Source organism: Oceanospirillum sediminis, from assembly GCF_014164585.1.
Classification (GTDB): Bacteria; Pseudomonadota; Gammaproteobacteria; order Pseudomonadales; family Halomonadaceae; genus Oceanospirillum; species Oceanospirillum sediminis.
This window is the reverse complement of sequence record NZ_JACJFM010000002.1, coordinates 152,058-175,316: the sequence shown is the minus strand read 5'-3', so window position 1 is coordinate 175,316 and position 23,259 is coordinate 152,058. Positions and strand designations below refer to the sequence as shown.

Sequence of the window (23,259 nt, the reverse complement as noted above, 5' to 3'; positions counted from 1 at the left end):
GATGACTGAAGCAGAACAGCTGGCGATCCTGCGGGATCAGATTGATGATATTGATCAGACGATTCAGAAGCTGATTAATCAACGGGCTCAGTGTGCTCAGCGTGTTGCTGAAGTTAAGCTGGCTTCAGGGGCTGGCGATATCCAGTTCTATCGCCCAGAGCGTGAAGCTCAGGTCTTACGTCGAGTGATGGAGCGTAATGAAGGTCCTTTGTCCGATGAGGAGATGGCGCGTTTATTCCGCGAAATTATGTCAGCCTGTCTGGCACTGGAAGAGCCGGTTAAAGTGGCTTTTCTGGGACCTGAAGGTACCTTCACTCAGGAAGCTGCACTGAAACATTTCGGCCACTCTGCCGTCGCTCAGCCTATGGCGGCAATTGATGATGTGTTCCGGGAGGTCGAGGCGGGTGCTGTGGCCTATGGTGTGGTTCCGGTGGAAAACTCGACGGAAGGTGTCATCAGCCATACTCTGGACAGCTTTATTGACTCATCTCTGAAAATTTCTGGTGAAGTTGTACTGAGAATTCATCAGTATCTGCTGGTGGGTGAAAATACCCGTCGGGATAAAATTTCTCGTATCTATTCCCATCCATCGTCTCTGGCTCAATGCCGGAAGTGGCTGGACCAGCATTACCCGTCGGCAGAACGTATTCCGGTCAGCAGTAATGCTGAAGCCGCTCGTCTGGTTAAGGGAGAATGGCATTCAGCGGCTATTGCCGGAGATATGGCTTCTCAGTTATATGGTCTGGAAAAAATTGCCGAAAAAATTGAAGATCAACCGGATAATTCAACCCGTTTTCTGATTATTGGTAATCAGGAAGTGCCTGGCAGTGGTGACGATAAAACGTCTTTAATGGCTGCAACGCGCAATCAGCCTGGTGCCCTGCACGATCTGCTGGAGCCTTTCCACCGTCATGGTATTGATCTGACTCGGGTTGAAACCCGACCTTCTAAAGTCGGTGCCTGGAGCTATGTCTTCTTTATCGACTTTGTCGGACATGCAGATGATGATCGTGTGCGTATGGCTATGGCAGAAGTTGAACAGCGGGTATCTGATCTTAAGATACTGGGTTCCTATCCAAAGGGTGTGCTGTAATCACTCCCGGGACGCGGTAAGCTCAATATACTTAATGCGCAGAGAAAAACGGGAGGCATAGCCTCCCGTTTTTCTCTGTATGATCCATCCGTTACGGGAGCTTTGTAACGGAGATAACGGATGGCGAACAGTCAGAGTTGACAGAAACAGATAATAAAAAGGCGGAAATCATCATGGCATGTGACTATATCGAATTAGCCAACAAGGGTGTTCAGGGTTTGCAGCCTTATCAGCCGGGTAAGCCGGTTGAGGAGCTTGAGCGTGAACTGGGTATTACTGATATTGTAAAGCTGGCCAGTAATGAAAACCCTCTGGGGCCCAGCCCTCAGGCGCTGGCTGCTATTCAGGCGGTCTTACCTGAGCTGACCCGATATCCTGATGGTAATGGTTTTCGTCTGAAAGCTGCTCTGGCTGATAAGCTGGGGGTGGAGGCTGCACAGATTACGCTGGGTAATGGTTCTAATGATGTGCTGGAAATGATTGCGCGCTCTTATCTGACCGCTCATAGTGCATCTGTGTATTCTCAGCACGCCTTTGCTGTTTATCCTATTGTCACTCAGGCTATCGGAGCACAGCATATTGCAGTGCCTGCGAAAGACTGGGGGCATGATCTGGACGCGATGGCGGAAGCGATCACCGATAAAACCAGAGTGGTCTTTGTCGCTAACCCTAACAACCCGACGGGGACCTGGCTGACAGAATCTGAAGTCCGGACGTTTCTGAATAAGGTTCCGCCTCGTGTTATTGTGGTGCTGGATGAAGCTTATACCGAGTATGTTGATAAAACCGATTTCCCGGATGGTATTGCTTTACTGAAAGACTATCCGAACCTGGTGGTGACTCGCACCTTCTCTAAAGCTTATGGGCTGGCTGGACTAAGAATTGGTTACAGTGTCAGTAACCCTGAGGTTGCGGATATTCTGAATCGTATCCGTCAGCCATTTAATGCTAATCTGGCTGCCCAGGAAGCAGCTATTGCGGCTCTGTCTGATGAAGATTATCTGAAACGAAGTGTTGCTGTTAATGCTGAAGGTATGGCTTACCTTGAAGGCGAGTTCAATCGTCTGGGACTGGGTTTTATTCCATCTGTAGGGAACTTTATCTCTGTTGATGTGGGTCAGCCCGCCGGTCCTGTCGATGGGGCGCTGCTTCGGGAAGGTGTGATTGTTCGTTCTGTTGCTCCTTACCAGATGCCTGATCACTTAAGGGTATCCATAGGCACTATGGATGAGAATCGCCGATTTATTGAGGCACTGGAAAAGGTATTGGGAGCTTTATCAGGTGAGCAAAGCTAATCAGGATACTGTTTTCTCCAACAGGGAAATCGACACAGTTAAAACAACCCTGGTGATCGGCCTGGGTCTGATAGGCGGCTCTCTGGCTCTGGCATTGAAAAAAGCCGGGCTGGGTGGGCATATTATCGGCTGTGACCGTGATCAGGATGAAGTGGAACTGGCTATCAGTATTGGCATGATTGATCAGGGATCAGTCAGAGCTGAAGACTGGATTGAACAGGCCGATCTGATTGTGATCTCCGTGCCTGTTATTGCCATGGAATCAGTGATGGCCCAGATCCGGCCTTTGCTGCGTCCGGATACCATAGTGACGGATGTGGGCAGCAGTAAAGGTTCCGTACTGGCTTCTGCTGAAAAGGTCTGGGGCTCTTTGCCGGATAACTTTGTTCTGGGGCACCCTATTGCAGGATCTGAGAAAAGCGGTGTTGCAGCGGCTCTGGTTGATCTTTACCAGCGTCATAAAGTGATTGTTACTCCAGCGGAAAATAATCCTCAGGCAGCGGTGCGCTGTGTGACTCAGATGTGGCAGGCCTGTGGGGCAGAAGTACTCAGTATGGATATCCCGCATCATGATGAAGTGCTGGCTGCGACCAGTCATTTGCCTCATTTACTGGCATTTTCGCTGGTGGATACTCTGGCTCGTCAGGATGAGAGCCTTGAAATTTTCCGTTATGCTGCGGGAGGCTTTCGGGACTTCACCCGGATTGCTGCCAGCGATCCTGTCATGTGGCGGGATATTTTTACAGCAAACCAGAGGGCGGTTCTGAAAGCGCTGACGGAGTTTGAACAAGGACTGGCCATATTAAGAACTGCCGTTGAGCAGTCTGACAGTGATGCCATGCTGGGCATTTTTACCCGGGCTAAATCAGCGCGGGAACATTTTTCAAGAATTCTGGAAAACTCGGCTTATATCCCTATGCAAAATAAACTGATTCATTATCGAGCTGCACCTGGTGGTGCTTTATCCGGTCGTTTACGTGTACCGGGTGATAAATCTATTTCTCACCGTTCTATCATGCTGGGATCTCTGGCTGAAGGTACTACTCATATTAAGGGCTTCCTGGAAGGGGAAGACAGTCTGGCTACTTTGCAGGCATTCCGTGATATGGGGGTTGTGATTGAAGGTCCTCATCAGGGTGAAGTGACGGTGCACGGCGTTGGTCTGCATGGGTTGAAAAAACCAGCCGGACCTCTGTATCTGGGGAACTCAGGTACTTCTATGCGTCTGCTGGCAGGTCTGATGGCCGGGCAGAGCTTTGATGTTGAGCTGACAGGTGATGCTTCTCTGACTAAGCGCCCTATGGAGCGTGTCGCTAAGCCGCTGCGTGAAATGGGGGCTGTAGTTGAAACGGCTGAAGGTGGTCGCCCGCCTATGCTGATCAGAGGTGGCCAGCAGCTGAAGGGTATCGACTATGTCATGCCTATGGCCAGTGCTCAGGTTAAATCCTGCGTGTTGCTGGCAGGTTTGTATGCTCAGGGTGAAACTCAGACAACAGAACCGGCTCCAACTCGGGATCACACTGAGCGTATGCTGACAGGTTTTGGTTATTCGGTCGCCCGTAATGGCGCCAGTGCATCTTTGCAGGGTGGCGGAAAGCTGGTTGCCAGTGATATTGATGTGCCATCTGATATCTCTTCTGCCGCTTTCTTCATGGTGGCGGGTTCTATCGCACCGGATTCTGAGATAGTGATCGAACACGTAGGGCTGAATCCTACCCGTGTTGGTGTGATCAATATTCTGAAGCTGATGGGAGCAGATATTACGTTGGAAAACGAAGCTGAAGTAGGTGGAGAACCCGTTGCTGACATTCGGGTGCGTTCTGCGCAGTTAAAAGGCATTGATATTCCTGAGGATCAGGTGCCTCTGGCTATTGATGAGTTCCCGGTATTGTTCGTTGCTGCGGCTTGCGCTGAAGGTGTGACGCGCCTGCGGGGAGCTGAGGAGCTGAGAGTTAAAGAAAGTGATCGGATTCAGGTGATGGCCGATGGGCTGCTGGCGCTGGGTGTTGACTGCACAGTAGTTGAGGACGGTATTGATATCGTTGGTGGTGTTATTGGTAGTGGTTCCGTGCATAGTCGTGATGATCACCGTATTGCTATGTCGTTTGCCGTAGCCTCTTTGCGCTCTGAAGGTGAAATCTTTATTGAAGATTGTGCCAATGTTGCAACCTCTTTCCCGGGATTTGTTGAGCTGGCTAATGGTGCTGGTTTCAATCTTTCTGTTGAAGATGAGTCATTGTAAACGTTGCTATGCTGAGCCGGTTTCTGCCTGTGCAGACGCCGGTTTTTTTATCTGAACAAGATACGCACCGGCAGATCAGGCTACTGTCGGGCTATGCTGGATTAACCTGTTTAGGATTTATCTATCGTGATTCCTGTAATAACACTGGATGGACCAGGTGGTGCTGGTAAGGGAACTATCAGTCAGATCATTGCCGGAAAGCTGGGCTGGCGTTTACTGGACAGTGGCGCCTTGTATCGCCTTACGGCGCTGGCCGCAGAGAGGCGCGGTGTGTCTTTTGATGATGAGGTAGCTTTGTCTGAGGTTGCTCGTAACCTGGATGTGGCTTTTTTACCCGGAGAAGAAAACGAGCCTGTGCGTGTTATGCTCGAGGGAACGGAGGTCTCAAAGGATCTCCGTACTGAGACTTGTGGCAATAATGCGTCAAAAGTGGCTGCCCTGAACGGTGTGCGTGATGCCTTGCTGCAACGGCAGCGTGATTTCAGAGAGGCACCGGGGGTTGTTGCTGATGGGCGTGACATGGGAACGGTCGTTTTTACGGATGCGCCGCTGAAGATTTACCTGACTGCCAGTGCGGAAGAGCGGGCCAGTCGCAGAGTAAAACAGTTGCAGGGAAAAGGAATTGATGCTAAATTCCAAGCCATTTTAAGCGAGATACAAACTCGCGATGAGCGTGATATGAATCGTGCAGTGGCCCCACTTAAGCCTGCAGACGATGCTATTACGCTGGATACTACGAATATGTCGATTCCGGAAGTGGTCAATCACATCATCGAACTGGCTGGGGAATATTCTCTGGTCTGATGGTGCTTTTTTCTTTTTCGGAGGTGTGTCCAACAGTGCGTCATAGGGAATAACTGTCCTTTAACTGATAAACGGTTATTGCCTGAACCAGTGTTAACGCCGTTGGATGCATAATAAAATGAAGCCCGTATTTGCTGGTGATACGGAGACTGTGGAGAAGCAGGGCTTAATGCAATCTGATGCAGGCTTTGTCTATCCCATAACTGATGATTACACAGGAAAAATAATGAGCGAATTAAGCTTTGCTGAACTGTTCGAACAGAGCCTTCAAGAAGTTAACATGGAGCCGGGTTCGATTGTAGCTGCTACTGTAGTTGATATCGATGGCGATTGGGTTACAGTTCACGCTGGCCTGAAATCTGAAGGTGTTATCCCTCGTTCACAGTTTGTTAGCGAAGGTGAAGAGTTTACTCTGAACATCGGTGACGAAGTTCAGGTGGCTCTGGAAGCTGTAGAAGACGGTTTCGGTGAGACGCGTCTGTCTCGTGAAAAAGCGAAACGCGCTGAGTCCTGGAAGGTTCTGGAAAAAGCCTTCGAAGAGAACGAAATTGTTAAAGGTATCATCAACGGTAAAGTTAAAGGTGGCTTCACTGTTGACGTTAGCAACATCCGTGCGTTCCTGCCTGGCTCTCTGGTTGATGTTCGTCCTGTCCGTGACACGACTCACCTGGAAGGCAAAGAGCTGGACTTCCGCGTAATCAAACTGGATCCTAAGCGTAACAACGTTGTTGTTTCTCGCCGTGCGGTTCTGGAAGCAGAAAACTCTGCAGAGCGTGAGCAGCTGCTGGCTAACCTGCAGGAAGGTCAGGAAGTTAAAGGTATCGTTAAGAACCTGACAGACTACGGTGCGTTCGTAGATCTGGGTGGTGTTGACGGCCTGCTGCACATCACTGACATGGCCTGGAAGCGCATCAAGCACCCAAGCGAAATCGTAAATGTTGGTGACGAAATCCTGGTTAAAGTACTGAAGTTCGACCGTGAGCGTAACCGCGTTTCTCTGGGTCTGAAGCAGCTGGGCGAAGATCCATGGGTGAACATCATCACTCGTTACCCAGAAGGTACTAAAGTTAAAGCTCGTGTTACTAACCTGACTGACTACGGCTGCTTCGCAGAGCTGGAAGAAGGTGTTGAAGGTCTGGTACACGTGTCTGAAATGGACTGGACTAACAAGAACATCCACCCATCTAAAGTGGTTCAGGTTGGCGACGAAGTTGAAGTTATGGTACTGGATATCGACGAAGAGCGTCGTCGTATCTCTCTCGGTATCAAACAGTGCACGCCTAACCCATGGGAAGAGTTCTCTGGCAAGTTCAACAAGAACGACAAAGTTACCGGTTCTATCAAGTCTATCACTGACTTCGGTATCTTCATCGGTCTGGATGGCGGTATTGATGGTCTGGTTCACCTGTCTGACATCTCCTGGAATGAAGCAGGGGAAGAAGCTGTACGTAAGTACAAGAAAGGCGATGAGATCGAGACTATCATCCTGTCTATCGATCCTGAGCGTGAGCGTATCTCTCTGGGCATCAAGCAGCTGGATAGCGATCCATTCCAGGAATACGTAGCTGAGAACGACAAAGGTGCTCTGGTAACGGGTAAAGTTATCGCTGTAGACGCTAAAGAGGCGACTATCGAGCTGGCTGGTGACGTTACTGCTACTCTGAAAGCTTCTGAAATCAGCCGTGACAAGATCGAAGATGCTCGCAATGTTCTGAACGAAGGTGATGAAGTTGAAGCTAAGATCGTTAGCATCGACCGTAAGAACCGTGTAATCAACCTGTCTGTGAAAGCGAAAGACGCTGCTGACGAGAAAGCGGCTCTGGCGAAAGTACGTTCGCAGGAAGTTGAAACTGCTGGTCCTACCACCATTGGTGACCTGATCAAGCAGCAGATGGAGCAGAACTAAGATTTCTTCTTAGCTTTCTTTCCGATCTGAGAAAAGCCATCGCATTGCGATGGCTTTTTTTATGTCTGTCTATCTTGTTTCCTTATTACCCTCTGGTGTCGTCTGATTTTTAAACAGCGTCAGGATTTGTTGTAATTCTCTGTAAGTGAAATGCCCGACTTTATTCTGTATAAAAAAGACACATTTTGGTAAAACAAATGTGCTTGAATCATGCTCTTTTACTGCTACATTGATTTGTGCAGCGCATGAAATTTGCTGCGCAAAGCCACAAGGAGTTATAAGGAACGGGCGGATGGGAATATCGTATCATTCATATATTGGTAAGACAGTGGATCAACTGCCGGATTTGCCTGCAGCCACTGATGGGAATATTTCACTGAACACTCCTGTCGGCAGTTGTGTTGACCGTATGGGAAATGTCTGGCTGGCAGATACTGCGCATAATCGCCTTGTGATTTTTGACCAGAACCTGAAGCATATTCTGGCCGTATTCGGCACGGTGGGGGATGGAGCCGGGCAATTCAACATGCCATTTCGTTTACTGGCTCACCCGGACAAAAACTGGATTTATGTCACAGATATCGGTAACTACCGAATTCATATCCTGCAGTATGACAATCATCTGAATATTAACCCTCTGAAATGTTTTGGTAATGAGCCTGCTGTAGACCTGAAAGGGCCTAACGGTATTGTGCTTGCGGCTGGAGAGGTCTGTGTTGCCGATGAATTCTATGAAGGTAGTGATGGTGAAAGCCGCTTAGTAATCTTCAGTGATGATGGTGAATATAAACGCAGTATTCATGAGATTGATTGTCAGTACAGCTCTGATCCTCTGCACCTGCTCTGGCCTCAGGGGCTTAGTCTGGATAGTCAGGGCAATATCTGTATTGCTAATACTGGCTTTAATACCGTCGTTCGCTGTGACTGGCAGGGAAATGGTGTCCCTTTCAGTGGTCTTAAAAAATCCTATATTGATGGTTTAGAGCTGGCAAGGGATGTGGCCTGTGTGCAAGGGAGAATTCTGATTCCTGGTGGTGAAGCTAATGCGATTTCTGTGTATGGCATGAATGGTCGTAAACAAGGAAAGCTGGAAGGCTTTTTTGCCCCAATTCAGATTACAGAGCACCCCGGAGAAAACCGCTTGCTGATTACTGAGCCAATTCTGGCGTCATTGCAGCTGCACGAAATTAATCTGCGTACAGTACAGCGTAATAATAGCCGGGCAACCAATGTGCTGGTAAGTGTTGGTGATGAAAGAGATAACCCGGGGCAGCTACATTTTGTGACTTCGGTAGCCGGTGATGTTGTCCCTAAAGATGAAAGAGAGGGTTACAATGCAAACCTTCAGCTTGAGCAGTGGCTGAATTATCAGCAAAATCTGCAGGAACAGGTGGTTCAGATGATGCAGCCTGCGGGGATGCCTTCCTGGCTGAGTCTGGGCGTTGGCTGGCAGGCTGAGTGGATGCAGCGATGGCAACAAAGCTGGTGGCGCATGTTTCTTGGAGAGAAGTTTGAAACTCCGGATGAACTGCTGTGGATGGTCGATGCGGGTAACTACCAGCTACAGGCAACAGAAGAAGCCCGTCCGGGTAGTGCCCGCCCGGTCAGTTTGCCAATGTTGCCGGGTTCGCTGGGTATTGCTGCCCTGACACCCGATAGCCCTCTTCCGGGGCAACTCGATCCGTCCGTGCCCTTATTGGTGGTCAGTAATTATCTGAGCGCTATTGTCACTATTTACCAGTACAGCCCTATTCTGGGAGAGCTGGTGCCCTATACGGTGTTTGGCAGCCTGGGTTCTGCTCCGTGGCAGTTAAATAAGCCTCAGGGCATTGCTATTGATCCGTCCACTAACGATATTCTAATTGCTGATTCAGGTAATAATCGTATTGCCAGGTGGCGTCTGAACGCTATTGGTATTGCCGGACTGGTCGATACTTTTGGTTCTCTTGGCGAAGGTGACGGGGAGTTCCATACACCGTCAGATATCGCTGTGGATAAAGATGGTCTGTGTTATGTGACCGATCAGTTTAATAATCGTATTCAGATTTTTGATCGTGATGGTGCATGGCTGAATAGCTTTGGTGAGGCCGGTTATGGTGTCACTGGAGCTAAATTTTTACTGCCAACCAGTATTGAGCACGAAGATAACTTTTTATTTGTGTCCGATCTCGTTAATCGGGCTATTAAGGTATTTGATACTCAGGGAAACTTTATTGATAGCTTCAGCGGTTTTGGGGCGGATGCTGAAAAGGGTCAGCTCTGGATGCCGTATCTGCTGCATGTCAGGGAAGGCAAAGTCTTTCTTCCTGATTGTGCATTAAACAGGGTTAATGTTTATCAGTTTGAATACTGATGCATTGGTAAACAGAGAGAAGGGAGAGAATGGGTAACGTATTTCAGCGTGCTACCGGTAAACGGTTGAAGCACAGACAAAGTGGTTCAGAAGCGGGTCCTTCAGCCGCTTCCTGTGCAGAGTCTGAGGCTCTGCTGAATCAGTTCAGGGAAGTCATCGTTGAGGTTGAGTCCGCTCAACAGGATAAAAAGGAGCAGGCTATTAACAGCCTGAAAGACCTGCATAGTCGTCATAGAAAAGCACTGAAGAGTCAGTGTCTGACTGGACCAACTGAATAATATTACCGCTGGTATATAAGGGGTATATCATGGCGAGTGGCTTCTCGAAGATATCCATTGCAATAAGAGCCTGGATGATCCTGGCTCTTTTTGCTGTTGGATTGATTGCAAATACGTTGCTGGATACGGCTAAAACCAGAGAGCATCTTAGAGACAGTTATGAAAAAGGCGTTACCCTGCTGGTAGAGAGTGCTGTCGGGGTAGCAGATCATTATTATCAACTCAGTAAGCAGGGTGCTCTGAGTGAAGAGGAAGCGAAGACGCAGGCGCTGGCGGCTATTTCGGCCATGCGCTTTGACGATGGGAACTATATTTTTGTTGGTGATAGTTCCGGTGTTCAGTTAGCCAGCGGTGTAAAGGCGCTGGTTGGTAAGAATATTCTGAGACTGAAAGATCCGACAGGGCACACTTTTGTACAGTCTCTTTATGATGCTGCGCGTAATGGCGGGGCGTTTGTAGACTATAAATGGCCTAATAGTCAGAATAAAGAACAGCTTGATCCTAAGACCAGTTATGCGGCTCAGTTTGCGCCCTGGCAATGGGTGCTGGGTAGTGGTCTGAATATGGAGGCATTACAGGCTGATATTAACCGTTCAGAAGTGATGTCTATGGTGAATGCGGCAGTTATTCTGGTTATTCTGTCTGTCATTCTGGCTTTCTTTATCCGCAGTATCACAACTCCTCTGAACAGTACTGTGAAGGCAATGAAGGACTTATCGGAAGGTCATGGTGATCTGACGCAGCGTCTTAAGGAAGAGGGCAGTACTGAGCTGGTTGATCTGGCGCGTTACTTTAATAGTTTTGTTGCTTCTATTCAGGATATTATGCGCAATGTCAGCGATGCCGGACATCGACTGGCTACGGCCTCATCGCAAATGGCAGCCTCGACAGCATCAGTGGATAACAGTCTGCACCAGCAGCAGCAGGATGCAGAGCAGCTGGCCAGTGCCATGCAGCAGATGCTGGCTAGTGTGGATGAGGTGACCAGTCGTACTATCGCCGCAACAGAATCCAGTATTCATGCAGCTAAAGAGTCAGAGGGTAGCCAGAAGATTATTCAGCGTAATATTTCTGAGGCTCAGTTACTGGCTCAGGATATCAATCAGGCCGGTGATGTGATTTCCCGACTTGCAGAAGATAGTCGCAATGTTGATACGGTACTGGAAGTGATCCGTGGTATTGCCGAACAGACCAATCTTTTGGCGCTGAATGCGGCTATTGAAGCGGCGCGAGCTGGTGAAGCAGGTCGTGGTTTTGCCGTTGTTGCTGATGAGGTCAGAACGCTATCTCAGCGGACCCAGGAATCAACAACCGAAATTCAGACTATTGTTGAGAAGCTGCAGGCAGCTGCAGAAGAAGCGGTTGAAGTGATGAGCCGGGGTGCTGAAAAAGCAAACAGTGCTGCAGATACCTCTTCTGAGGCAGGTTCAGCACTGAGTAGTATTACTGATGAGGTGATGGCTATTCAGAGTATGAGTCAGCAGATCGCGGCATCATCTGAAGAGCAGAGCTCTACGGTTAATAGTATTAACCAGAATGTGATGAATCTGAAGGATCTGACAACCAGTGTTGCAGCAGAGTCTGCTCAGTTGGCGGCAGCCAGCCATGATCTGGATGGGGTATCAAAAGATATGATCGGCATGATTAATCGTTTTAAAGTAGGTTAATCGTTTTAAAGTAGGTTAATCGTTTTAAAGTAGGTTAATCGTTTTAAAGTAGGTTAATCCCTGCCGCTCTGTGCATCAGGCCGGAATCCGGATTGTACCGGATTCCGGTTTTTTACGTTTAGCCCATCTGGCTAGTTGCCTTTCAGGCGCTTGACGATGCCATGTAGCAGGCTGAGTTCGAACTTCTCAGGCAGATTTCGCTGGAAGTACGCTCTTAATTTACCGAAAGTAATATCCTGTGGTTTGCCTTTAAAGTAGTCGGCATTTTCCAGGGCTTTTTCCATTCGATCAAAAAAGAACCCCATCTCTTTATTATTGGGCCACTCGGATTGTCCCGGCACGGGGTTAAATTCCGTCAGGCTTTTCTGATACAGCTCGTAAGTAATAATCTGTACTGCCGACGCCATATTCAGAATAGCGTAATCCGGATTAGCTGGAATAAATACATGACGGTTGCAACGATGGTATTCTTCGGCGGTTAAGCCGCTGCGTTCTCTGCCAAATACAATGGCTATTTCATCTGTTTCTGGTTGTTCTGCTGTAAATTCAGCGCATTGTCCTGGTGTCATCGCTGGAACCTGGTGTGAGCGTGGACGGGCGCTGGTAGCAATGACGTAAGTGCAGTCAGCGACAGCTTCTTCCAGTGAGGATGTAATCGTGGCCTTATCCAGAATATCCTCTGCACCAGCTGCCATTGTTGAGGCATCTTCATGGGGAAACTGAGCAGGGCTTACCAGATACAGGCGATCCAATCCCATGACTTTCATGGCTCTGGCTGCTGAACCAATATTGCCGGGATGATAGGTGTTAACTAGTACAATGCGGACTCTATTAAGCATATTCAGGGATCAGGGAATGGTTATGGAAGATTGAGACAGACTTTGCCTGATGTTGTTTCGGCAGTGGTTTACTCCGCATAAAACAACAGATATAAAAAAGCCCCGCCATTATAGGCAGGGCTTCTTGCTTAGGGAAATATTCAGGATTGAATATTTCTAAAGCTATATGGTGCGATTAAGCAACCGGGTTTCAAGGAGGATGATTACATCATGCCGCCCATACCACCCATACCGCCCATGCCACCCATATCAGGCATACCGCCACCAGCACCTTTCTCTTCAGGAGCATCTGTTACCATAGCTTCAGTTGTGATCATCAGACCTGCTACAGAAGAAGCTGCCTGCAGAGAAGAGCGAGTTACTTTAGCCGGGTCCAGGATGCCCATTTCCAGCATATCGCCATACTCGCCGTTTGCTGCATTGTAGCCGAAGTTACCTTCGCCATTGCGAACGTTTGCTACAACAACAGAGCCTTCTTCACCTGCGTTACCTACAATCTGACGCAGAGGTGCTTCCATGGCACGGAATGCCAGCTCAATACCTACGTTCTGATCGTGGTTTTCACCTTCCAGACCCTTAACTTTCGCCAGAGCACGGATCAGAGCAACACCACCGCCAGGTACTACGCCTTCTTCTACTGCTGCGCGGGTAGCGTGCAGAGCATCTTCAACGCGAGCTTTTTTCTCTTTCATTTCAATTTCGGTGCCTGCACCGACTTTGATTACTGCTACGCCGCCTGCCAGTTTAGCAACACGTTCCTGCAGCTTCTCTTTATCGTAATCAGATGTTGTTTCTTCAATCTGAGCGCGAATCTGTGCAACGCGAGCGTCGATATCAGAAGCCTGGCCAGCACCATCAATAACAGTCGTATTTTCTTTGCTCATGGTTACGCGCTTAGCTGTACCCAGATGCTCAATACCTGCAGTTTCCAGACTCAGGCCAACCTCTTCAGAGATCACTGTACCGCCAGTCAGAGTTGCGATGTCCTGCAGCATTGCCTTACGACGATCACCGAAACCAGGTGCTTTAGCTGCAGCAACTTTAACGATGCCGCGCATAGAGTTAACAACCAGAGTTGCCAGCGCTTCGCCTTCGATGTCTTCAGCGATGATTACCAGAGGCTTGTTAGACTTGGCTACGCCTTCCAGAACTGGCAGCAGTTCACGGATGTTAGAGATTTTCTTGTCAACCAGCAGCAGCATTGGATCGTCCAGCTCAACAGCCATCTTATCCTGGTTGTTTACGAAGTACGGAGACAGGTAACCGCGATCAAACTGCATACCTTCCACAACTTCCAGCTCGTCATCGAAGCCGCGGCCTTCATCTACAGTGATAACGCCCTCTTTACCCACTTTCTCCATTGCTTCTGCAATGATGTTACCTACAGTGGTGTCAGAGTTAGCAGAGATAGTGCCTACCTGAGCGATAGCTTTAGAGTCTGCACATGGCACTGCCATTGCTTTCAGCTCTTCTACAACGGCTACCGTTGCTTTATCGATACCGCGTTTCAGATCCATAGGGTTCATGCCAGCCGCAACGGATTTCAGGCCTTCTGTTACGATTGCCTGGGCCAGAACTGTCGCTGTCGTTGTACCGTCACCTGCTACATCATTTGCTTTAGATGCAACTTCTTTAACCATCTGTGCGCCCATGTTCTCGAACTTGTCTTTCAGTTCGATCTCTTTAGCAACAGATACACCGTCTTTTGTTACGGTTGGCGCGCCGAAAGATTTGTCCAGAACAACGTTGCGACCTTTAGGCCCCAGTGTTGCTTTTACTGCGTCAGCCAGTACATTAACACCTGCCAGCATACGCTGACGCGCGTCATTACCAAATAATACGTCTTTAGCCATTTTTTAAAATCCTGTAAAAAAACTCAGAAAATTTGTCTTAGTCTGATAAGGGAAGTAGAAATTAACTTTCCAGAACAGCGAAGATTTCGTTTTCGCTCATGATCAGCAGCTCTTCGTCATCAAGTTTAACGGTGTTGCTGCCAGCGTACTGACCAAACAGGACTTTATCGCCCACTTTAACGCTCATTGCCTGTACTTCACCATTATTCAGTACACGGCCAGAACCTACTGCCACAACCTCACCCTGATTAGGCTTTTCAGTTGCAGAGCCTGGCAGAACGATACCGCTTGCGGTAGTCGTTTCTTCTTCCTTGCGGCGAATTACAACGCGGTCGTGTAAAGGACGGATGTTCATTCTTAACTCACTCCTGAAAAAAGATCGTTTAACGTCAATCTTTAGGTCTCGGGTTTTACCCATGATGTTGTTTTCAATCTTCAGAGATTGTCTCTCTGAAAGAAACATACTGATGTCTCACTATCTGGGGACTCAGTATTTAAATTCAATGGCCTGAAGTTATTTTTTTCGCTCAAACTCGCCATCAATGACATCGCCATTACGAGAAGATGCCGATGTATCCTCTCCGAATGGACGCTGACCCTGGTGCAGGAAAGGTTCCTGCTCAGGGCTGGCATGATGATAAGACTGATAACCTGTCGGCCCGGAACTATGGATATGGCCGAAGGAAATATTTTTCAAGACCTGATTCAGAATAAAATTACGACTAAAAGGTAACAGGCAGGCGAAACCCAGTGCATCGGTCACAAATCCGGGGGTCAGTAATAATGCGCCACCTACTGCCAAAACAATACCTTCTGCCATTTCCTTAGCTGGTAACTGTCCCTGATTCAGTTTCCAGTTTGCTCTATTGAGCATTGCAACTCCTTGTTTTTTAAGGAGAGAAATGCCGATCGCAGCGGTCAGGATGACCAGAGCGATTGTACTGAGCGCTCCAATCTGTTCTCCGACCTTGATCAGAACAACCATCTCTATCAGGGGAACGGCAATGAAGACCAGCAGAAATTTATTCATTTTATCTTTGTCCTGTGAGCTTTTTACCTGACATGGGGATGATAGCCTGGATTTCAAGGTGTCATCTGTTTTAAACATCGGGGTTCGCATGTGCGAAAAAATGAGTTATATTGCGATGCACAAACTGTAATGTTGTTCAGAAAAAATAAAATAAAATGTATGAATAAACCCAGGGGGTAGTTATGGATTTGCAAGATAAAGTAGTAGTGATTACAGGTGGTGGTCAGGGTCTGGGTCGTCAGATGGCTCTGCGTCTGGCTGCGAAAGGCGCTAAGCTGGCGTTGGTTGACCTGAATCAGGAAAAACTGGATGAAACAGTTGGTCTGGTTGCCGAAGCGGGCTCTGAAGCAAAAAGCTATATTGCAAACGTCGCAGAAGAAGCTCAGGTGGAAAATACATTTGCTCAGATTGCTGACGATTTTGGTCGCATTGACGGTCTGGTGAATAATGCGGGTATTACTCGTGATGGCCTGTTTATCAAAGCTAAAGATGGTCAGGTTGTGCAGAAAATGTCTCTGCAGAGCTGGCAACAGGTGATTGATGTTAACCTGACAGGTGTATTTCTGTGTGCTCGTGAAGCCGCTGTTCAGATGATTGAGAAAGGAACTAAAGGTGTGATTATCAACATCTCCAGTATTTCTCGTTCGGGTAACATGGGGCAAACAAATTACACTGCTGCCAAAGCAGGTGTTGCTAATATGGCGGTAACCTGGGCTAAGGAGCTGTCACGTTACGGTATTCGTGTCGGTGCAATCGCACCTGGTTTTATCGAGACTGATATGACTGCGGGCATGAAGCCTGAAGCGCTGGAAAAAGTATGTTCTGTGATTCCAATGAAGCGTCTGGGTCTGCCAGATGAAATTGCTCACTCTGTTGAGTACATTCTGGAAAACGATTACTTCACTGGTCGTGTTATTGAATGTGATGGTGGCCTGCGTATCTGATTATTTTCCAGATGCTGCTATGTTGAAAAAGGAGGTCTGCTGACCTCCTTTTTTATTGCCAGTTTCAACTGCAGATCCGTATATCACTATCGTTATAGCGTAAGCTCCTCTCTGTTCTGATTGATGATTCGCAGGCTGATTCCTTTGACTGCCGTTACGGCCTCCAGGGTTTTAAATGGCCCATGCTCTGTTCGATACTGCACAATACGCTCTGCTTTTTTTATTCCGATACCTTTTAACAGGGTAAGCTGATTGACCGTTGCGCTATTAATACTGATTGTTTGTGTTGCAACACTTTGCTGTGTTTCTTCTGTTTTTGGCTGATCAGGGCCAGTTTCTGCCAGTGCGCCCCCGGAGCTCAGTAACAGACAGCTCAGTATCAGCCACATAACCGTTGTCCATATGTTTACTTTACCCCGGTGTTGTGTATCGGATGTTGCCTGAATGTGCATAACACTTCCTCCTGTGTTGATATAAGCCCTCATGGCTTTATTAATCCTGGCGAATCCGACAGTAATTTCTATACTTATTTAGTCAAAAAGTCGTATATAGTCGTTTCTTCTGATATTAAAGTTATTTTGGCGACAGTAATTGAAGGGAGGATGCGATGATAGTCTGAGGGAAATATCATGGATGTAACCTGCTTCATGGCGGCATATAATATCTGAGGTTTATACTGAGGATCTGAGAATATGTCTGTACACCCTGAAAACCCGATTATTGTTGCTCTGGATTATGCTGATGCTCGCCAGGCGCTGGAATTTGTCGAGCAACTGGAACCCGGACGTTGCCAGCTGAAAGTGGGTAAAGAGCTTTTTACCCGTTCAGGGCCTTCTATTGTTGAAATGCTGACTAAAAAGGGATTCCGGGTTTTTCTTGATCTGAAATTTCATGATATTCCGAATACGACAGCTCAGGCTGTACTGGCTGCTGCGGACTGTGGTGCCTGGATGGTGAATGTTCATGCCTGTGGTGGGCGTCCTATGATGGAAGAATCTGCCCGACGCCTGAGGGATCACGGCCATGATACTTTGCTGATTGCTGTGACTGTGCTGACCAGCATGGATGATATCCAGTTGCGGCAGACCGGTATTAATGCTTCGCCAGCTGAACAGGTTATGCATCTGGCTGCTCTGACAGAGCAGTCTGGACTGGATGGTGTAGTGTGTTCTGCTCAGGAAGCGGTCATGCTGAGAGAAGCGTTGCCGCTTGATTTTAAACTGGTTACACCCGGGATTCGGCCGTCTTTTGCTGAAAAAGGTGATCAGCAGCGTATTGTAACACCTGCAAAAGCGCTTCTGGATGGTAGTGATTATCTGGTTATTGGGCGTCCGATTACCCGAGCGGAAGATCCTATGCAGGCCCTGGTATTGATTGAGCAGGAAATTGCGACAGTCAGGGGCTAATCCTGATCTGAATAAGACAGCACTCTGTGCAGAGTTTCTACCGGAGTGCTGGAATACTCTCTTGTGAGAGCTGTCTGTGTTATTAATTCAGTCTGTCGTCCGGGCGAATTGTTCCCCAGCTTCTGCACTTCGGGCACTGCCAGAGTTCGCTTTGATGGCTTTTGAATCCACAGCTCAGACAGCGTAGGTTGTGCTGTAAAGACTCATAGGTGTTTAATCTGTTCAGTAAGCCATCCAGTCTGCTTTTGTGGAGACCCGGTGCCAGAGGGGAAGAGATATATCGTAGCTCTCTGGCAACCATAAAGGGACTATGCAGCTTTTGTTTATCCGATAGAGCTTCCAGATAGCCCAGAGCCGCATCATTGTTCAGTTCCATCTGAAGCAAGTCTGTTTTTAATGCCACTGCCGTTCTGGATGGAAAAGCCTCAATGGCCTGATCCAGTATCCTGTGCATCTCCTTGTTGCTGATAATACCATTCAGCCTGGGAAGAATCAGCGAATAAAAACTGGGGTCCTGTTCCGGAATCCTGAGTAAAATAGACCGGCCTTTTCTCAGGTTATGGTTGCGAAACTCCAGATCTGCTGCAATCCAGTTAGCCCGGATACAGCCTGGATCGTAGTATAAGGCTTGCTTTAATAGTTTTCTGGCCTGTGTCAGATGCTGTTGCTGAATTTCCTGTTCCGCCTGTTCACAGTAATAGTGAGCCAGTGATTTTCGGCTATCGGGCTGATCTTTTAGCAGATTACTGCTGCCGGTATTAATGGCTTTCTGCCACTCCTTTTCCTGCTCATAAATCCTTAATAGCAGCAAGTGACTATTGAGACGTATATCGGAAGAAACTGAATCGTTCAGTTCTTGCAGCAGGCGCTCAGCTCTGTCGTAGAGACCGGCGGCAAAAAAATCTCTGGCCAGTTCAAGTTGTACCCGCTGGGTAAGCTCCTGACTCAGAGATGGGCGGGCGAACAGATTCTGATGGATCCGGATAGCTTTCTCTGTATCGCCTTTGCTGCGATACAGGTTTCCCATCGCTATGTGTGTATCAATTGTTTCCGGATTGATTTCCAGAACCCGCATAAAGGTTTCAATGGCCTGGTCCTGCTGATCATTCAGCAGGTAGCTCAGGCCGGTAAAGTAGTCTTTATTCAGCTGGTTGTTAACAGAGTGTTTTTTTCGGCTAAATAAAGACAGACGACTGAAATACCAGCCCAGGGCTACGGCACAAGTGAAAGCTGCGAGTAATAACAGCTCATTCATTACCTGTCCCGTGGCCTTTAATACCAGCCAGACGCAGCGAGTCCAGCTCTTTTCTGGCCAGCTTCAGGTCTTTTTCAACCTTCATCTGTCCCGTCTTAAGACGGATGTAAGTGTTAACGGATAATAGCCAGCCTGCCACGATACCGATAACAATCGATGCAAGGATCAGTAGTGCAATGTTGATTTCAGGCAACTTAAGCACAACAAGATCTACGGCATATGTTGATGTGTTACGAGAAGAGAACAGGATACCTGCAGCCATCATTGCAGCAACGATGACCAGAAAAATACCACCTTTTATCCAGCGCATTTTGACTCCCAGAGATTACTAATTCACTGAGGCGAATTATGCCAGTAATTTTAGGGAATCTCATCCGAAGATCTAAGATGTTTTGACAGGAATTGCCGTCAATTAGTCGCGTTCAGTGTCATCCACGTAATTTTTTGGCTTCATCAACCTGTTCTCTTAACTCTTTACCCGGTTTAAAATGAGGGACAAACTTACCTGTCAGTTTAACAGCTTCGCCAGTTTTTGGGTTGCGGCCTGTACGAGGCTCACGGTAGTGCAGAGAAAAACTGCCAAATCCGCGTATTTCAACCCGCCCTCCGGTTGCCAGGGTGTCGGTAATCTGCTCCAGTAGAATTTTCACTGCGGCTTCTACTTCTTTGGCCGATAATTCGGGTTGTTTCAGGGTTATTTGTTCGATCAGTTCTGATTTAGTCATTTCGGTATTCCTGTTAGTCCGCTTGTTATTCTTCTCTCAGCTGTCGAATGCTTATCTTTAAAGGATAAACCTGTATTAAACAAAAGGTTAGTGAAAAATCAATGGAAAAAAGTAGTTTTTTGTTTTTTTATCATTGGTCGTAACGGGCTGGGGAATATTTCTGATGCAGGGTATACTCATAAATATAAATCCTGACCGACAGAAATTAAGAATTGCCAATGAGTGTTGAAGAGAGAGTAAAGCGTCTGCAATGGCAGAGCCGCAGAGGGATGTGGGAACTGGATCTTATGCTGGTTCCTTTTGTCAGAGACTGTTTTCGGTTGTTAAGCGAACAGGATCAGGACAGGTATGAAAAGTTACTGGAATGTGAAGATCAGGATCTGTTCGTCTGGTTGATGAAAAGAGAAATTCCTGAATCTTCAGAGCATAAGGATATGGTGGAGAAAATACTTGCCTACTCCGAAACAGCTGATCTGTCTGTGTTCCGGAACCTCTGATTTGCTTAATGGCTGGCTCCTTGTCAGCCATTTGCTATGCCTCTCTGTTGCTGCTTTTTACAGTTATGAACTGTCCTGCCTGTTGACCCCTTGCATGGTGCTATCTTTACGCTGGTATCGCACAGACAGAATGCATCTGATTAAGGCTATTCGTTTCAGCGATGGTGATTGGAGTCTGGTGCTTCCGGGGCAGAATGATGTACGGAAGGTGGCGTTATATCAATGGTGGTTGTTTGGTGTGTACTGGATTCAGCTAAAGTTCGTGGATGCACAGGGTAACTGGATAACCGTTTGTTTGTTGCCTGATAATTCTGACCCGGAGGGTCGAAGGCAGTTACGTTTATGGCTGAGAATGTCAACAGACCTCTGAGCTATCCATTAACCAGATAGTCAGAGGCTGTGATAAGAATATATTACCACTGATCCGGAGTCAGAATTGTATTACGGGGTTCTGTACTGGCATCGGGGTAATCCAGAGTAAAATGAAGCCCTCTGCTTTCTTTGCGCATTAAGGCCGAGCGTATAATCAGGTCTGCGACCAGTGACAGGTTTCTGAGTTCGATCAGATCACCGGATACTTTGTAATTCCAGTAATATTCCGCAATTTCGTTATTCAACAGATCGATTCTGTGTCTGGCTCGTTGCAGTCGCTTATTCGTTCTGACAATACCTACATAATCCCACATGAAGCGTCGGAGTTCATCCCAGTTGTGAGAGATCACAACATCTTCATCTGAATCTGTCACCTGACTCTCATCCCAGGGTGGGACATCCGGGGGCGCCGGAGTATCTGAGAGTTTGTTCAGGATATCTCTGGCTGCTGCATCCGCATAGACCAGGCACTCCAGTAAAGAGTTACTGGCCATGCGATTAGCACCGTGTAATCCGGTAAAACTGGCTTCACCAATCGCGTACAGGTTAGGAAGGTCTGTCTGACCATTCAGATTAACCATAACGCCACCACAGGTATAGTGCGCTGCAGGTACGACCGGAATCGGATCCCGGGTGATATCAATGCCGAACTCCAGGCATCTCTCATACACTGTAGGAAAATGCTGGCGAATAAAGTCAGCTGGTTTATGGCTGATATCCAGATAAACACAATCACTGCCCAGTCGCTTCATCTCGTGATCAATGGCCCTTGCAACCACGTCGCGTGGAGCCAGTTCGGCCCTTTCATCGAAGCGAGGCATAAAGCGGTTACCATCCGGTAACAGAAGGTGAGCACCTTCTCCGCGTAAGGCTTCGGTAATCAGGAATGATTTTGCCTGTGGGTGGTACAGGCAAGTTGGATGGAATTGATTAAATTCCATATTGGCGACCCGACAACCGGCTCGCCATGCCATAGCGATACCATCACCCGAAGAACCGTCCGGGTTGCTGGTATAAAGATAAACTTTACTGGCTCCGCCTGTGGCCAGTACGACGAAGCGGGCTTTAAAAACATCAACGTGTTCTGTTTCGCAGTTCAGAACATAAGCGCCAGCACAGCCATGACCTTCAGCATCCAGTTTGCGTCGGGTGATCAGGTCGACTGCCATGCGATTGGTAAATATTTCGATATTGTCGTGACGCTTTGCCTGTTCAATCAATGTACTGGAAACAGCAAACCCGGTTGCATCCGCCGCATGAATAATTCTGCGATGGCTATGTCCGCCTTCTCGGGTCAGATGGTAAGGCTGGCCGTTATTATTACTGTCATCATTGGGAGTGAAAGGCACGCCCTGCTCTATCAGCCAGTCAATACTGTCTTTGCCATTTTCTACAGTAAAACGAACCGCTTCCGGGTCACACAGATTATTACCGGCAACCAGAGTATCCTGGACATGAGACTCAACGCTGTCTTCGGTATCCAGTACCGCAGCAATACCTCCCTGAGCCCAGCGGGTTGATCCATCATCCAGGGTGGTTTTACTGAGTACCGCAACGGAACAATGTCGGGCCAGTTTGATGGCCAGGGATAGCCCCGCAGCTCCGCTACCAATGACAAGCACATCGTGCTGAAAGACTTGACTCATAATGGCTGGTGTTCCAAACAGTACAATTAAAAATAAAATATCTCTGATCTATGATGAACCTTTGTGTTAAGGCTGAGTCATAAGAGCAGTTACGTCCGGCATGTGATGGTAGTTAAAAAAACGCTGTCAGACAAACCGTGTACTGTTTGATATGTCGTTTGCGAGCAAACACAGGGGGTTCTTTTGCGGGATCACATCGCTTGCCCGGACATCATACTTCTGCCATGGTTCTGATTATTTGAAGAAAATCAGTAAACTGAACTCAGTGGAAGTCACGCCATCGTCAGGATTATCTGATAGTTCTGAACGGTTGGCGGATATAATTATATTCAGCAAGAAACACTTGTGCTTTGTGTGTAAAGGAATCGTTGAATGAGCGTTAAACTGATATTTTAAAAGCAGGCGAATGTTTATTCAGAGATCCCTTGTTTACGCACACTGAGGTTGAGAGATGACGAAGGAAACGGATCAGCAACTGGTTGAACGTGTTCAGTCTGGTGACAAGCGTGCGTTCGATCTGCTGGTGCGCAAGTATCAGCATAAAATTGCTGCCCTGATCAGCCGGTATATACAGGATTCCCATGAAGTTCTTGATGTGACTCAGGAAGCCTTTATCAAAGCTTATCGTGCTATTGGTAATTTCCGCTCGGAGAGTGCCTTTTATACATGGCTTTACCGGATTGCGATCAATACAGCAAAAAATCATATTGTTTCCAGAGGGCGAAGGCCACCGGGAACAGATATTGATTATGATGACGCGGAAATTCTGAATAATGACGGGCGATTGAACGATAATGCTTCTCCGGACCGCCGTTTGGAGAGGGATGAACTGGAGGCGACTGTTTTTAACGCAATTAGTGCGCTTCCGGATGAACTCAGAACAGCGATCACACTCAGAGAGATGGATGGGCTGAGTTATGAAGATATTGCTCAGATTATGCAATGTCCTGTTGGGACGGTGCGTTCAAGAATTTTCCGGGCCAGGGAAGCCGTTGATAAAGAAATCAAACGATTGTTTGGTTCTGAGGCGGTGACACAGTAATAATATCAGGTT

General features: G+C 47.7%; 21 protein-coding genes and 1 pseudogene. 13 read left to right on the top strand and 9 right to left on the bottom strand.

The window, feature by feature from the left end:
- Position 1 precedes the first annotated feature (1 nt).
- The 8 genes from pheA (at position 2) to H4O21_RS02340 (ending at position 11,638) form a co-directional block, all read left to right on the top strand.
- Positions 2 to 1,093, top strand: a complete 1,092-nt coding sequence (gene pheA, locus H4O21_RS02375) for a prephenate dehydratase (RefSeq protein WP_182807233.1) — start codon at positions 2 to 4, stop codon at positions 1,091 to 1,093.
- 173 nt (positions 1,094 to 1,266) lie between these two features.
- The gene (gene hisC / locus H4O21_RS02370) at positions 1,267 to 2,388 is read left to right on the top strand and encodes a histidinol-phosphate transaminase (protein WP_182807232.1); all 1,122 of its coding nucleotides are present in this window, start codon (positions 1,267 to 1,269) and stop codon (positions 2,386 to 2,388) included.
- Between the two features lie 28 nt (positions 2,389 to 2,416).
- A complete protein-coding gene (locus H4O21_RS02365) occupies positions 2,417 to 4,630 on the top strand; it encodes a bifunctional prephenate dehydrogenase/3-phosphoshikimate 1-carboxyvinyltransferase (protein ID WP_368737512.1) in 2,214 nt (737 codons plus the stop codon).
- A gap of 126 nt (positions 4,631 to 4,756) precedes the next feature.
- On the top strand, positions 4,757 to 5,434 hold the full coding sequence (gene cmk / locus H4O21_RS02360; RefSeq protein ID WP_368737509.1) for a (d)CMP kinase: 678 nt from the start codon (positions 4,757 to 4,759) through the stop codon (positions 5,432 to 5,434).
- 226 nt (positions 5,435 to 5,660) lie between these two features.
- Positions 5,661 to 7,340, top strand: coding sequence for a 30S ribosomal protein S1 (gene rpsA / locus H4O21_RS02355; protein WP_182807230.1), 1,680 nt, complete (start codon positions 5,661 to 5,663; stop codon positions 7,338 to 7,340).
- 292 nt (positions 7,341 to 7,632) lie between these two features.
- Positions 7,633 to 9,693, top strand: coding sequence for an NHL repeat-containing protein (locus H4O21_RS02350; protein WP_182807229.1), 2,061 nt, complete (start codon positions 7,633 to 7,635; stop codon positions 9,691 to 9,693).
- 29 nt (positions 9,694 to 9,722) lie between these two features.
- Positions 9,723 to 9,971, top strand: coding sequence for a hypothetical protein (locus H4O21_RS02345; RefSeq protein ID WP_182807228.1), 249 nt, complete (start codon positions 9,723 to 9,725; stop codon positions 9,969 to 9,971).
- Positions 9,972 to 10,000: 29 nt separating this feature from the next.
- Positions 10,001 to 11,638, top strand: coding sequence for a methyl-accepting chemotaxis protein (locus H4O21_RS02340; protein WP_182807227.1), 1,638 nt, complete (start codon positions 10,001 to 10,003; stop codon positions 11,636 to 11,638).
- Positions 11,639 to 11,769: 131 nt separating this feature from the next.
- On the opposite strand, the gene H4O21_RS02335 is transcribed toward H4O21_RS02340, so the two are convergent.
- The 4 genes from H4O21_RS02335 to H4O21_RS02320 form a co-directional block, all read right to left on the bottom strand.
- A complete protein-coding gene (locus H4O21_RS02335; RefSeq protein ID WP_182807226.1) occupies positions 11,770 to 12,477 on the bottom strand; it encodes an RNA methyltransferase in 708 nt (235 codons plus the stop codon).
- Between the two features lie 203 nt (positions 12,478 to 12,680).
- A complete protein-coding gene (gene groL / locus H4O21_RS02330; protein WP_182807225.1) occupies positions 12,681 to 14,330 on the bottom strand; it encodes a chaperonin GroEL in 1,650 nt (549 codons plus the stop codon).
- A gap of 61 nt (positions 14,331 to 14,391) precedes the next feature.
- Positions 14,392 to 14,685 carry a co-chaperone GroES gene (locus tag H4O21_RS02325; RefSeq protein WP_182807224.1) on the bottom strand — a complete coding sequence of 98 codons (294 nt, stop codon included), beginning with the start codon at positions 14,683 to 14,685 and terminating at the stop codon, positions 14,392 to 14,394.
- Between the two features lie 159 nt (positions 14,686 to 14,844).
- Positions 14,845 to 15,360 carry an FxsA family protein gene (locus tag H4O21_RS02320; protein ID WP_182807223.1) on the bottom strand — a complete coding sequence of 172 codons (516 nt, stop codon included), beginning with the start codon at positions 15,358 to 15,360 and terminating at the stop codon, positions 14,845 to 14,847.
- A 182-nt stretch (positions 15,361 to 15,542) separates the two neighbouring features.
- Here H4O21_RS02320 and H4O21_RS02315 point away from each other — a divergent pair, with 182 nt between their 5' ends.
- Positions 15,543 to 16,304: an SDR family oxidoreductase gene (locus tag H4O21_RS02315; RefSeq protein ID WP_182807222.1), complete on the top strand. Its 762-nt coding sequence runs from the start codon at positions 15,543 to 15,545 to the stop codon at positions 16,302 to 16,304.
- Between the two features lie 92 nt (positions 16,305 to 16,396).
- Here H4O21_RS02315 and H4O21_RS02310 read toward each other — a convergent pair whose 3' ends face one another.
- Positions 16,397 to 16,756, bottom strand: coding sequence for a ComEA family DNA-binding protein (locus H4O21_RS02310; RefSeq protein WP_220495469.1), 360 nt, complete (start codon positions 16,754 to 16,756; stop codon positions 16,397 to 16,399).
- 240 nt (positions 16,757 to 16,996) lie between these two features.
- On the opposite strand from H4O21_RS02310, the gene pyrF reads away from it, so the two are divergent.
- Positions 16,997 to 17,710, top strand: a complete 714-nt coding sequence (pyrF, locus tag H4O21_RS02305; RefSeq protein WP_182807221.1) for an orotidine-5'-phosphate decarboxylase — start codon at positions 16,997 to 16,999, stop codon at positions 17,708 to 17,710.
- Between the two features lie 82 nt (positions 17,711 to 17,792).
- On the opposite strand, the gene H4O21_RS02300 is transcribed toward pyrF, so the two are convergent.
- From H4O21_RS02300 to ihfB, 3 genes and pseudogenes are all read right to left on the bottom strand, one after another.
- Positions 17,793 to 18,965 carry a tetratricopeptide repeat protein gene (locus H4O21_RS02300; RefSeq protein ID WP_182807344.1) on the bottom strand — a complete coding sequence of 391 codons (1,173 nt, stop codon included), beginning with the start codon at positions 18,963 to 18,965 and terminating at the stop codon, positions 17,793 to 17,795.
- Positions 18,958 to 19,275 carry a LapA family protein gene (locus tag H4O21_RS02295; RefSeq protein WP_182807220.1) on the bottom strand — a complete coding sequence of 106 codons (318 nt, stop codon included), beginning with the start codon at positions 19,273 to 19,275 and terminating at the stop codon, positions 18,958 to 18,960. Before H4O21_RS02295 ends, H4O21_RS02300 begins: the two co-directional genes overlap by 8 nt.
- A gap of 118 nt (positions 19,276 to 19,393) precedes the next feature.
- Positions 19,394 to 19,699, bottom strand: a pseudogene (gene ihfB, locus H4O21_RS02290) (integration host factor subunit beta); the annotation flags it as partial.
- A gap of 209 nt (positions 19,700 to 19,908) precedes the next feature.
- Between ihfB and H4O21_RS02285 the strand changes: the two are divergent.
- Both H4O21_RS02285 and H4O21_RS02280 read left to right on the top strand, forming a co-directional pair.
- Positions 19,909 to 20,187, top strand: coding sequence for an FAD assembly factor SdhE (locus H4O21_RS02285; RefSeq protein ID WP_182807218.1), 279 nt, complete (start codon positions 19,909 to 19,911; stop codon positions 20,185 to 20,187).
- Position 20,188: 1 nt separating this feature from the next.
- Positions 20,189 to 20,557 (top strand): hypothetical protein, encoded by a 369-nt coding sequence (locus H4O21_RS02280; protein ID WP_182807217.1) that lies wholly within the window; start codon positions 20,189 to 20,191, stop codon positions 20,555 to 20,557.
- 43 nt (positions 20,558 to 20,600) lie between these two features.
- On the opposite strand, the gene nadB is transcribed toward H4O21_RS02280, so the two are convergent.
- Positions 20,601 to 22,205, bottom strand: a complete 1,605-nt coding sequence (gene nadB / locus H4O21_RS02275) for an L-aspartate oxidase (protein WP_182807216.1) — start codon at positions 22,203 to 22,205, stop codon at positions 20,601 to 20,603.
- Positions 22,206 to 22,656: 451 nt separating this feature from the next.
- Between nadB and rpoE the strand changes: the two genes are divergently transcribed.
- Entirely contained in the window at positions 22,657 to 23,247 is a 591-nt protein-coding gene (gene rpoE, locus H4O21_RS02270; RefSeq protein ID WP_182807215.1) for an RNA polymerase sigma factor RpoE, read from the top strand.
- Positions 23,248 to 23,259 lie beyond the last annotated feature (12 nt).

Coding starts and splice junctions, on each gene's coding strand:
- hisC (WP_182807232.1), top strand. CDS start 1,267: ATGGCATGTGACTATATCGAATTAGCCAACAAGGGTGTTCAGGGTTTG.
- pyrF (WP_182807221.1), top strand. CDS start 16,997: ATGTCTGTACACCCTGAAAACCCGATTATTGTTGCTCTGGATTATGCT.
- pheA (WP_182807233.1), top strand. CDS start 2: ATGACTGAAGCAGAACAGCTGGCGATCCTGCGGGATCAGATTGATGAT.
- nadB (WP_182807216.1), bottom strand. CDS start 22,205: ATGAGTCAAGTCTTTCAGCACGATGTGCTTGTCATTGGTAGCGGAGCT.
- H4O21_RS02300 (WP_182807344.1), bottom strand. CDS start 18,965: ATGAATGAGCTGTTATTACTCGCAGCTTTCACTTGTGCCGTAGCCCTG.
- H4O21_RS02350 (WP_182807229.1), top strand. CDS start 7,633: ATGGGAATATCGTATCATTCATATATTGGTAAGACAGTGGATCAACTG.
- H4O21_RS02325 (WP_182807224.1), bottom strand. CDS start 14,685: ATGAACATCCGTCCTTTACACGACCGCGTTGTAATTCGCCGCAAGGAA.
- H4O21_RS02320 (WP_182807223.1), bottom strand. CDS start 15,360: ATGAATAAATTTCTGCTGGTCTTCATTGCCGTTCCCCTGATAGAGATG.
- groL (WP_182807225.1), bottom strand. CDS start 14,330: ATGGCTAAAGACGTATTATTTGGTAATGACGCGCGTCAGCGTATGCTG.
- H4O21_RS02345 (WP_182807228.1), top strand. CDS start 9,723: ATGGGTAACGTATTTCAGCGTGCTACCGGTAAACGGTTGAAGCACAGA.
- H4O21_RS02315 (WP_182807222.1), top strand. CDS start 15,543: ATGGATTTGCAAGATAAAGTAGTAGTGATTACAGGTGGTGGTCAGGGT.
- H4O21_RS02295 (WP_182807220.1), bottom strand. CDS start 19,275: ATGCGCTGGATAAAAGGTGGTATTTTTCTGGTCATCGTTGCTGCAATG.
- H4O21_RS02340 (WP_182807227.1), top strand. CDS start 10,001: ATGGCGAGTGGCTTCTCGAAGATATCCATTGCAATAAGAGCCTGGATG.
- H4O21_RS02285 (WP_182807218.1), top strand. CDS start 19,909: ATGAGTGTTGAAGAGAGAGTAAAGCGTCTGCAATGGCAGAGCCGCAGA.
- rpsA (WP_182807230.1), top strand. CDS start 5,661: ATGAGCGAATTAAGCTTTGCTGAACTGTTCGAACAGAGCCTTCAAGAA.
- rpoE (WP_182807215.1), top strand. CDS start 22,657: ATGACGAAGGAAACGGATCAGCAACTGGTTGAACGTGTTCAGTCTGGT.
- H4O21_RS02335 (WP_182807226.1), bottom strand. CDS start 12,477: ATGCTTAATAGAGTCCGCATTGTACTAGTTAACACCTATCATCCCGGC.
- H4O21_RS02310 (WP_220495469.1), bottom strand. CDS start 16,756: ATGCACATTCAGGCAACATCCGATACACAACACCGGGGTAAAGTAAAC.